The organism is Rhizobium sp. SEMIA 4085, from assembly GCF_013004495.1.
Classification (GTDB): domain Bacteria; phylum Pseudomonadota; class Alphaproteobacteria; order Rhizobiales; family Rhizobiaceae; genus Rhizobium; species Rhizobium gallicum.
Genome location: NZ_JABEPH010000219.1, coordinates 1 through 10,227, shown reverse-complemented (window position 1 = coordinate 10,227; position 10,227 = coordinate 1). Strand labels below are relative to the sequence as shown.

Here is a 10,227-nt window from a genome sequence, read left to right as displayed (position 1 = left end):
CGTCAAAGTGGGGCACCAAGTGTTGGAACCATGCACTAGACGACGCGCATCGTTCCGCTGAGCACGTCGCGCTCGTCCGGCGCGGCGTGCACGCGCCATTCGACGCGGTCAGGGAAAAGTGCGAAGACGCTGGTGGCGAGGGTCTGGGCGTAGTTGTTGTGCCGGTCTGTGTCGCAATAGATCGGGCTGGTCTCGTCGAAGAGCACCGCCTCCGCCCCCCCCGCGAGCGCACCTTCCGCGATCATCCGGTCCGCCCCCTCCTGCCGGGTGCGGGAAGAGAGGGTGATCGTCTGCTCCAGTCCTTCGAACTCTCCGAAGAGCAGGTGGTTAGCATGGGCTCGGGCGGAGGCCACTTCCCGAACCGCGCAGCCCGAAGCCGGCGCTTCGACAGAGGCGAGCCGGCGCGACTTCGCCTCACCGAGATTGTGATGAAAACCGCTGGCGCGGTCTTTGCGTTTCAGGATCTCGAGTGCTTCGTCCAGCCCTCTCGCGCTGAGGATCGCGCGGCAGATGATCGCCCGTGACACGCCTGGCTGAAGATCGTGGGGTGTGATGTTGTTGATCGTCTGGACGAGCCCGGCCTCGTTCAAGCCGAATGTATTCCCCGGTAACATGCCGGGAGTTGTGAAGCTGCTCCAAGCCGGGCCCTCGTCGGGCTCGACCTCGACCCAGAGACAGGCGCCGAGAAACGCCGCACGGTCATCCTCGTTATGGGCGATGACCGCGGGGCCGTCGGCTTTCGCCGGAATCAGGAGTGAAGTGCAGCCCGTGGCGGCGATGGCTTTCGTTGCTGGGGAGACGTTTTCGGGAAGCCGTAGGTCGGCCCGGCAGTTCCAAAGGAAGAGTGTTTCGAAATCCTCTCCAGAGCCCGCAGCGATCCCCTCGATCTCGCGCACGAAGCGGGGATAGGCCGCGCGGGCGGCGGATTCCAGGGTCTTCAGATACTCCGATCCGCGCCAGCGGGCGTCAAGCGCACGATAGTGCTCGGTGCTTAGGGCGCGCTCGCGGAAGCTGGAGGCACTGGCCTGCCCAATTGCGAAGCCGATGGAGAAGGCGTCGCCCTTGGCGCGGAGGCGGGAGATGGGATTTCTGGACATATGACTACTTTCTGCGAGTCGGGGTTAAGCATTGGACAACCGGCCCGAGGCGCGCCTTGAGCTCCCCCGGCAGGAGATCGGTTTCATGCTGTGGCTCGTCGGGTCCTACTGCTCAGCTGCAGGAGGATATAATGCGCATACGAGAATGCGACCAAAGCGCGATCATCAAGATCGACAGCGAAATGGTCGGCATCAGCCGATGCTACATAAGTTGGAGAACGGAGCGCCCCGTGAAAATTGAGGCCCGGAGGACGCTGCCGAGGAGGCTGGGCTCCCAATGTGTGAACTGGCTCAGCAGGGGCTCGTCGAGTCTCGGCTGGCCGCAGATCAAATGTGAGATGGCCGCTTCGCCGGCGACGACGGCAGCCGAGTCGCCGGACGCCAGGCTGAGACGCACGAAGATACCAACCATTGCCGTCGCTGCAATAGTTGAGACCATCCTGCAGGGCATGTAGACTTCCATCGCGCCCGCAGACCTTCTGCAAGTTACACGCGGTGCTGAAGCTCACCATTGAATAACCTTATGGAGCACATATTTTCGAAATCGTAACTCCTTGCGGAGAGGCCTGTGCGCCAAAATGCATCGGCTGCTGAAATACGGATTGCAGAAACTGGCGGACTCTGAAATGTTCCATCCTCTGCATCGGTCCGACCCGGGGATTATCTGAATACGCTATTTTATCCGCCGCCCGCTTCTGTTCGCACATCGAGCGCGTAGCGAGGGTATCGCCGAACACCTGGGTGGCGAGCTGTAGTAGCGAGACTGCACGCCAGTTATCTCGCCCGGCCACGCGAGGGTGTTAAGGCATAACGTATTGTCTACAACCCGGATCGCGGTGTTGCCCGCGTCGATCCGGAACTCGCGGAACTACTGAAGGCAGCGGGCAAAGCATTCTGATGGCTCTGGTGTGGTGTGCTTGCTCAGCAAACGACTCTTTTCGAGTGTCTTTATGCTTCAGCTGCGGCTGCTGTTCCGCCGAGCAAGCCCAAGTGTAAAATTTGTTATTTAGAGATAGTTTGAGCTGGCTCGGTTTGCGGGTTAAAAGATAAACGGAGGACAAGGAACTCCCACATATTCGCTCCGGCCTGCCGTGCAGTTCTGACATACGCATTCGGAAAGACTCACGGTCTTAAATCGGCCGCGTTGCGAATTCCCTCTCAACGGCTTCATCGATGGGAGTGTCATAGGTCATCAAGATGAAGCCCAATATGGTATAGAAGCCAACCGTCGCGATAAGGTCGAATGTGGCTTGCCTTCCCATGGCGTCAGAAACCTCATTCTCGACATCCAGAGGCAAACGCGATGCATCGAAAAGTGCGTCGACAGCGCGGGCAATGAGCCCATCCTCTCCCTCTGGCGAGCCTCGCATCGCGGAAATGCGTGTGTCCGAAATCCCGAGTGCACGGGCACGGCTGACATGGTGAGCCCACTCATAGGGCGAGCCCATCCGATGGGCAGCCCGTAGGATCACAAGCTCAGACCGAACAGCACCAAGAGCATTGTCTATGACAATGTGTTGCCGCAGCGGAGCCCATGCCTTCAGCAAGGCGGGGTGATGAGCCATTGTCCGGTAGACGTTCAATCCACCGGCAAAGCCCGCCTTCATATCCGTGATCTCGGTGGGCCAGTCTTCTTCGCTCATGGGCGGACACGGAGATTTCGTGATGGTAGATTCTTTCATGACAGGGACAGTCTCCTAGCCCGCGACAGCAGCATTGATCGCCGCAGCGAGCCGTTCTACGATCAGGTCGATCTGCTCCGGCTGAATAATGTATGGGGGCGCCAGCAGCACATGGTCCCCGTTTATCCCATCGATGGTGCCGCCCATCGGGTAGCACATCAGGCCCCGCTGCATCGACTCCCTCTTGATTCGGGAATGAAGTTTGCGCGATGGATCGAAAGGCTGCTTGGTCTCCTTATCCACCACTAACTCCACACCGCGGAAAAGACCGCGGCCACGGATGTCGCCAACGTAGGGCGATTGGCCGAGGGCGGCATCAAGTCCGGCCTGGAGACGTTCGCCCATTTTGGCAACGTTCGACATAGTCTCCGGGCGCTGCAGGATTTCAACCACTTTGCTGGCCGCCGCCGCCGCGATCGGATGACCAATATAGGTGTGTCCGTGCTGGAAGAGACCCGAGCCGTCCGCAAAAGCTCGATAGATCTTCTCAGAAAGCAACACCGCACCGATCGGCTGGAAGCCGCCGCCCAAGCCCTTCGCAATGGTCACAAGCTCCGGAACTATCCCTTCCTGCTGCAGAGCAAAGATCGTACCGGTTCGGCCCATTCCACACATTACTTCATCGAGAATAAGCAAGATACCGTACTTGTCGCAGACCTGCCGAACCCGTTTGAAGTAGTCAGCAACGGGCCCGACCGCGCCGAGCGTTGCACCCACCACCGGTTCGGCTACGAAGGCCATGACCTTGTCTACGCCCAACTCGACAATCTTGGCTTCCAGTTCTACGGCGAGTCGCTCGGCATAGGCCTCCGGTGTTTCGCCTACCTGCATGTCGCGATAGGCATAGCAGGGCGAGACATGATGGGTTTCGGGCAGGATTGGCTTGAACTGCGCGCGGCGCCAGGCATTGCCGCCTGTTGCCAATGCGCCAATCGTATTTCCGTGGTAACTCTGCCGACGCGCTATGATATGGCGCCGCTGGGGCTGCCCAATTTCGACGAAATACTGACGCGCCATCTTGAGGGCAGCCTCGACAGCTTCAGAACCGCCCGAAACCAAGTAGACGTAATCGAGCCCTTTCGGGGCGAGTTCAACGAGTTGCTCGGCCAACCGCTCAGCCACGTCGGTTGTAAAAAACGAGGTGTGGGCGTAGCTGATCCGGCCCATCTGTGCCTTCATCGCTTCCAGGACTTCCCGGTGATTATGGCCTAGGCAACTGACCGCGGCGCCACCTGATCCATCTATGTAGCTTCGACCTTCGCGGTCCGTGATGTAGATTCCTTCTCCCGCTACGGCTGTTGGGAGCCCTATACCAATCGTTCGATGAAGGATTCTGCTCATTGTAATCTCGGAGTTTCTACTAGGCCCATGCGCTGGTGCGCTCGATCTTCTGATTTGCAGGTTTCTAGCAAAAATGCAACATATGTTTTACTAAAACGGATTGTGCTGCATTTGTTTTCTTTCCAGTCACGTTGAAAATGGGCAAGCGCGCAAGTTCCTTGGTGTTTGACTTTTTCCTTCCTGCGAGACATGGTTCACTTGCATTAAAGCAGCTAACGCGAGGCAAATGTTGCAAAAGGGACCTCTGCACACACGTATCATAGAACGATTTGACGACATGTCTGAACAGTTGCAGCGTGCGGCTCGGCACATCTTGGAGCATCCGCAGGAAGTGGCGCTCGTTTCGATGCGCGAGTTAGCTCGCAATGCAGACGTGCAGCCCTCTACAATGACGCGGTTGGCGAAATTTCTTGGCTACTCCGGATATGAAGATTTTCGTGGTGAGCATGCTGACGTTATTCGAGTAAGCACTGACGGATTTGTCGCACGCGCGTTGCAGAGAGACGAAGGTGCAATCGACGGTGAGGGTTTGGCATATCGAATGCTCCAGAGTCTCTCCGTGCAAATCGCTCGTCTCTGCGAAACCGGTACACTCTCTAGCCTAAGCACAATAGCCGACAGACTGGGAAAAGCTCGGAGGATCTATGTTCTTGGGCTACGCTCTTGCCATTCAGTAGCATGGCATTTCCACTACGTTATGACCTTGCTTGGCGAGAAGTCCGTATATCTCGATGGTCCGGCCGGCACGAGCGGCGATGCACTCATTCGTGCCAGCGCCGACGATGTCCTGTTGGCCATTTCTATTAGCCCTTACTCACTGCAGACGCTGGTCCTGGCGGAGGCCGCCCGTGAAAAGGGCATGGTTATTGTTGCGATTACCGATAGCGAGGTTTCCCCGCTCGTGACGATTGCGGAGCACATCGTCCTCTTTCCCGCCGAGAGCCAAACCTTCTTTCATACGTTGACGCCGGCTCTCGCCGTCTCGGAGGTCTTATGCGGGCTAGTGGCCGCCCAGGACCGAGCTGCAGCGCTTGAAGGCCTGAAGCAGGCCGATCGCCACCTTTCTTCGATGAACACGTACGCGACAACCATTCCGCGGCGAAAGATCTGAACCGATTTTCACCCAACAGGCCATAGGCCGTTCGGTGCGCGCCTGTAGCCAGAGGGTAACGCAACGGCATACATTTGCGCTGGCCCTGCACCAACACATTCTGATAATGAACAAATTCGACGCCGCGAAGGACAACATCTTGGACATCCATCGTTCTGTCACGGTACCGCGGCGGAATCCGCGACTGTCGGATGGCGACGATCACTTAAATTATCAGCTTCAGCATGACGTATGTGTTTGGCATCGCGGTGACTTCGGCGAAAGCAAACTGAGTTTTCCGAGTGAAACACGGTCGACGAATTCCATCGTCCGCCTGTCAAAGCCACGCCCACGTCCGGCCGAGTGTCGTGGTTGCTCCCACTCCGTCCCAGCGGCTACGCAAAGTATGGCTGTGAAACTGCACATCGCCAATGTTAGCTCGCTGCGCTTATTGACCTGGGGTGCCGAGGCGCCGGCTGACGTCGTCCACAAGAAGGCAGAGAAAGGTCGTTACAGGACGCATTGCTCCATTGCTCCTAGCAGGCTGTTGAAGAAATCAGTCGCGTTCGCAGACGAAGCCTGAATCGTCTCCGTTGTGGATGTAGAAGTGCCCGGCAAGGCGTCCGGCGGAGCCGAGAGCAGCCCATCCGCGACCACAGGCCGGGTCGCCCTCGTCTTGTCCCTCCCACGAGAACTCCGCACAGGCTGATCCATCGCGCGCGCCATAGCGGACATCGAGGAAGCCTTTGAGCGCGACGAAGGCGATTTCTCCGTCTGCTGCGCGCTGGAATGTCAGATGCGCCTCTTCGACGAGATCGAGAACGTCGTTGTCCCAGTTGTCCATCTCGACGATGAGCCAGCGACCGGCGAAGGCCTTCGCGAAGGGAGACACTCTGGCCATCAGCCTGTCTCCGTCATGAGCTTCGGCAACCGCACCAGATTGTAGGCTGCGGCCGCGAAGGTGAAGGCCCATCCGACGCGGTCGCGGCCACGGAACTTCGTCTTGTCCTGCCCGGCGACGGTCTTGATCCAGCCAAATGCCTCCTCGATGCGCTTGCGAATGCGCAAGCTGACCCCATAGCCGCAATGGCGCGTGGTGCGACCATCAATGGCCGAGCGGCGACCATTGACGTTCTGCGTCACATGGGCGTCACCTTCATTGACCGCAAATCTTGGACGAAGTCCTTTGTGTCATAGGCCTTGTCGGCACCCAGCGTGATCGCTTGTGTCCGCTCAGTGAAGGGCTCGATCATGTGCAGCGCGGCTATCCGTTCAGCATATCCGCTGGCCTCGGTCAGGCAGGCATCGACCAGCAGGCCATGGCGGTTTTCCATCAGCCCGTGCCCCATGAAGCACAGCTTGGCCTCCTTGCCTTTGTCGAAGCGGGCTTATTTCAGTCAAGACCGAGTATCGAATTCGCGAGTGCAAACTGGATGCATTCCTTGATCTCATGGCAGAGCGGCCGCGGGCCCTAAGCCGCGGCGGAACTCGCTATTGGAGTCTTCAACGATATCTCCAAACGCCTTCTCATAGGGCCGAGTCATACCGTAAGCGACCTGGACGGACTATCTTCTACTTAACTACCGCCTCTCACCTGCGGACAAAGCACCAGGGTGCACCATCCGCCAGCGCTCACCATTCTCATCGAGCGTGCCTGGGCCGTAGGCCGAATAGTCACCCATGAGGCGAAAGCTTGCCGAAAGACGCCAAGGTTGAGTTGGGGGCCGTCATCGCCGTCGGCTGGTCGGCTAGCACCAGCTTTCTGCACACAACGAATCGCCGGAGCGATCAAAAGTATCGTTCCGGCGCTGCCGTTTGCGGACGACGCGTTTATCGTCTTCGACGCTGCCGTCGACGGCGCAATCCAGACGAAGGTTCGAAAACGCCTGCCAGCCTCCGTTCGGCCAACCGGCTCTATATCATTCGACTGTACACGCCGGCAAGTTCACCCAGCGCGTACGGGCAAACTCAATCAAAGTACGCCGCTTTTTGACGCAGACATTGCACATGAGCTGCGATTTTGCTCATCTGTTTAACTGCGCAATCTGATGAAATCAACCTATTGCTGGCTATGATCAGCGACATCGGAACTGAGGCAGAAGTGCGCACTAGGCCACAAGCTGCTGCCAAGTGGGTGGATATCTTGTGGTTTCTTCAAGCGATCTGGACTTTAGCACGGGTAGCAATCAAGATTTCGGTCAAATGTACCGCGACCAGCGGTAAGCCTCCGCTTAACAAACGAAGAATATTTAGAGGCGACTCTGCAGCATGACAGACATCAAAACGTTCCGGGAACTACAGAGCGAGGCGACGGAATGGCGCCGCTATCTCCATGAAAATCCGGAGTTGGACTATCGCCTGGAAAATACAGCAAGGTACGTGGCTGAAAAGCTAGCCTCTTTCGGAATCAATCATATTGAGACCAGGATTGCCGAAACCGGCCTAGTCGCCCTAATTCAGGGCAAAGGCGGAGTGGGGCCAACAATCGGACTCAGGGCAGACATGGACGCTCTTCCGATCGTTGAAGCTTCTAACAAACCATGGTCGTCGAAAGTCCCTGGCAATATGCATGCCTGCGGCCACGATGGACACACGGCCATGTTATTAGGTGCAGCGAAACATCTGGCGACAACTCGGAATTTCAAGGGGACTGTAGCGTTGATCTTTCAACCGGCGGAAGAGGTAGAACTTCCGTCTGGGGCTCTGAAGATGGTTCAGGAGGGGATCATGGACCGCTTCGGTATATCCAAGGTTTTCGGGATGCACATTACGCCTGGCGTCGATATCGGCAAGTTCAGCATCTGCCCTGGCCCGATCATGGGCTCGCAGGACGACTTTGATATTATCGTGAAGGGTAAAGGCGGCCATGCAGCACACCCCCATCGCACGGTTGATCCCGTCGTTATCGGTGCTCAGATCGTTTTGGGTCTACAGGCCCTTGTTTCCCGCAGAACAGACCCTTTGAAATCTCTGGTTGTATCAATCACCAAGCTGAATGCTGCCCAAGCATACAATGTTATTCCTGATCGAGTCGAGATTTCCGGGACGGTTAGAACTCTTGAGCCAACGCTTCGAGATTTCGCTGAGCTAGAGATTCCTGCTGTTGCTCGTGGGATTGCTCAGGGATTTGGCGCAGATATTGAATTCAAGTACATGCGTTCGGTGCCTGCTACAGTCAACCACCCTGAGGAGACAAAGACGGCGATGAGCGCGGCACGAAAGCTTGTCGGGGATTCCTGTGTGAACGACTCACCCAGAGTATCTATGGGCGGCGAAGACTTCTCTTATATGCTAGAAGCGCGACCTGGGGCCTATATCCTAGTTGGTAACGGACCGACTGCTGCATGTCATAATCCGGCGTTCGATTTTGATGATGACGCGCTACCTTACGGCATTGGTTATTGGGTCAAGCTGGTTGAGGAGATTTTGGGACGTGAAGCCGACGTTTGCTTGGCGGAGCGATAAGTGCGCGGTATCTCCCTTTGCGATCGCTGAACTGTTTCCTGCGTGGTTGCACTCATTTCCACGTGCGTGCGCAAACAGTCCCCCCTAGTCTAATGCCCGTGCCAGCGGCGCTCTTTTTCCGGGGGGCTCTTGATATTGTCAGCATGCGCCGGTCCTTTTTGTCCGTGCGCCGGCCGATGATCGCCTTGAGATCCACGTCGCGCAGGTTCTTGGTGTGCAGGGACAGCGCGTTGCCCACGCGTAGCTCCCCCCTTTATTAGCAGATGCCAGATGACGACGAGCTTGCGCTCGGTCGCGAACCTTGAACGCCATGGATGAGGCCTTGCTCTTGACGCTGACAAAAGCGCATCGTCGGTCGAGAGACCGCTTCGGCGATCGCTTCTGCGTGGGCGGCATCGTTCTTCTGGGGTTTGACGAAAGGCTTCACGCAGGCAGGAATGATCAATCTGACATTATGATCGACCTTGCTGATCTCCCGTCCCCAGTAATACGCGCTGGCGCATGCTTCCATCGCGACGATACAGATGGGCAGCTTGGCGAAAAACTCGAGCAATCTGCCGCGGCTTAGTTTTTTGCGCAGGGCAACCCTCCCGTCCGGACCTGCGCCGTGGATCTGAAACACGTTCTTTGCCAAATCCAAGCCAATGATGGTAATGTCGTTCATGGACGCCCTCCTTGCTGGATCTAAACACACCCGCACTTTGGCACATTTGATGCCGTCGGGGGGCGTCCACTCCACCGGCTCCCACGCCTCGTTCACAACGAGGACAACCTGGTGGGTCTCCACCATTTAGCCGCACTCCTTTGGCCTTCCGTTTAGACTGGTAGGAACCAGGCGCCGGCGCTAACTCTCAGCACTGCAATAGATTTGCAATGAATCCTTTGAATAAATTTGCAAAAACTTTGCGAACAGAGACCCCTGACCATTGTACCTTCATCCCAACGTCTGAGATCAGACAGGGCAGAAAGATAGTGAAGCATGCAACGTTGGAGGAACGACCTATGGCAAGAAAGGCGCTTATCCTGGTTGAAGGCAGTGTAAGGGGTACTGGTCCGCAATTCGTCCGAGCGGCCCAGCGTCTTGGCCTTCACCCAATTACCCTAGCGGCTGATCCAGCTCAGTACGACTATATTGCGACAGAAGGGCTTGAAGCAATCCGCGTTGATACGGAGAATCTCGATGCGCTGATCTGTGAATGCTCCCGGCTACGTGCGCGCTATGACATCGCTGGCATTACGAGCGTCCGAGAGGATGTCTATATCACTGTTGGCAAGCTCTGTGGCCATTTCGGATTGCCGGGACCGAATCCCGTGTCCATTGAACGATGCTGCGACAAATTCACTCAACGCCAGCTCCTCGCACAATCGGGCGTTCCCATACCCGCTTATCGCTTAGCAACGAATGCGAGGGAGATAGAAACCTCTGCTGCGGAGATCGGCCTGCCGGTAATTCTTAAGCCAGCCGTGGGTCTCGGCAGCATTGGTGTGCGATTGTGCCGCACCATTGATGCGTTGGCGGAACAGAAGAACTATCTGCGAGGCGAAAAGCGCA

General features: G+C 57.0%; 7 protein-coding genes and 3 pseudogenes. 4 read left to right on the top strand and 6 right to left on the bottom strand.

What is annotated here, in order from left to right; all coding sequences use genetic code 11:
- Window positions 1–35: 35 nt before the first annotated feature.
- From C9413_RS20490 to C9413_RS20480, 3 genes are all read right to left on the bottom strand, one after another.
- Window positions 36–1,097 (bottom strand): C45 family peptidase, encoded by a 1,062-nt coding sequence (locus C9413_RS20490; protein WP_040114309.1) that lies wholly within the window; start codon window positions 1,095–1,097, stop codon window positions 36–38.
- A 1,130-nt stretch (window positions 1,098–2,227) separates the two neighbouring features.
- Window positions 2,228–2,779 carry a carboxymuconolactone decarboxylase family protein gene (locus C9413_RS20485; RefSeq protein ID WP_170250832.1) on the bottom strand — a complete coding sequence of 184 codons (552 nt, stop codon included), beginning with the start codon at window positions 2,777–2,779 and terminating at the stop codon, window positions 2,228–2,230.
- A gap of 15 nt (window positions 2,780–2,794) precedes the next feature.
- The gene (locus tag C9413_RS20480) at window positions 2,795–4,120 is read right to left on the bottom strand and encodes an aspartate aminotransferase family protein (RefSeq protein ID WP_040114307.1); all 1,326 of its coding nucleotides are present in this window, start codon (window positions 4,118–4,120) and stop codon (window positions 2,795–2,797) included.
- 226 nt (window positions 4,121–4,346) lie between these two features.
- Between C9413_RS20480 and C9413_RS20475 the strand changes: the two genes are divergently transcribed.
- Entirely contained in the window at window positions 4,347–5,231 is an 885-nt protein-coding gene (locus tag C9413_RS20475) for a MurR/RpiR family transcriptional regulator (protein ID WP_170250831.1), read from the top strand.
- Window positions 5,232–5,766: 535 nt separating this feature from the next.
- On the opposite strand, the gene C9413_RS20470 is transcribed toward C9413_RS20475, so the two are convergent.
- Together C9413_RS20470 and C9413_RS20465 are read right to left on the bottom strand one after the other, a co-directional pair.
- The gene (locus tag C9413_RS20470) at window positions 5,767–6,111 is read right to left on the bottom strand and encodes a hypothetical protein (RefSeq protein ID WP_170250830.1); all 345 of its coding nucleotides are present in this window, start codon (window positions 6,109–6,111) and stop codon (window positions 5,767–5,769) included.
- A pseudogene (locus C9413_RS20465) lies at window positions 6,111–6,586 on the bottom strand (transposase); the annotation flags it as partial. The pseudogene C9413_RS20465 and the gene C9413_RS20470, both read right to left, overlap by 1 nt.
- 14 nt (window positions 6,587–6,600) lie before the next feature.
- Here C9413_RS20465 and C9413_RS20460 point away from each other — a divergent pair.
- Together C9413_RS20460 and C9413_RS20455 are read left to right on the top strand one after the other, a co-directional pair.
- Complete coding sequence (locus tag C9413_RS20460; RefSeq protein ID WP_223844071.1) at window positions 6,601–6,894, top strand: MFS transporter; 294 nt, start codon at window positions 6,601–6,603, stop codon at window positions 6,892–6,894.
- A 584-nt stretch (window positions 6,895–7,478) separates the two neighbouring features.
- Complete coding sequence (locus C9413_RS20455) at window positions 7,479–8,675, top strand: M20 aminoacylase family protein (RefSeq protein WP_040114304.1); 1,197 nt, start codon at window positions 7,479–7,481, stop codon at window positions 8,673–8,675.
- Window positions 8,676–8,966: 291 nt separating this feature from the next.
- Here C9413_RS20455 and C9413_RS20450 read toward each other — a convergent pair.
- Window positions 8,967–9,339 (bottom strand): annotated as a pseudogene (locus tag C9413_RS20450) (IS110 family transposase); the annotation flags it as partial.
- Between the two features lie 338 nt (window positions 9,340–9,677).
- On the opposite strand from C9413_RS20450, the pseudogene C9413_RS20445 reads away from it, so the two are divergent.
- A pseudogene (locus tag C9413_RS20445) lies at window positions 9,678–10,227 on the top strand (hypothetical protein); the annotation flags it as partial.

What these genes read in the sequence shown, in the direction of transcription:
- C9413_RS20485 (WP_170250832.1), bottom strand. Translation starts at nt 2,779, where the DNA reads ATGAAAGAATCTACCATCACGAAATCTCCGTGTCCGCCCATGAGCGAA.
- C9413_RS20470 (WP_170250830.1), bottom strand. Translation starts at nt 6,111, where the DNA reads ATGGCCAGAGTGTCTCCCTTCGCGAAGGCCTTCGCCGGTCGCTGGCTC.
- C9413_RS20475 (WP_170250831.1), top strand. Translation starts at nt 4,347, where the DNA reads ATGTTGCAAAAGGGACCTCTGCACACACGTATCATAGAACGATTTGAC.
- C9413_RS20490 (WP_040114309.1), bottom strand. Translation starts at nt 1,097, where the DNA reads ATGTCCAGAAATCCCATCTCCCGCCTCCGCGCCAAGGGCGACGCCTTC.
- C9413_RS20455 (WP_040114304.1), top strand. Translation starts at nt 7,479, where the DNA reads ATGACAGACATCAAAACGTTCCGGGAACTACAGAGCGAGGCGACGGAA.
- C9413_RS20480 (WP_040114307.1), bottom strand. Translation starts at nt 4,120, where the DNA reads ATGAGCAGAATCCTTCATCGAACGATTGGTATAGGGCTCCCAACAGCC.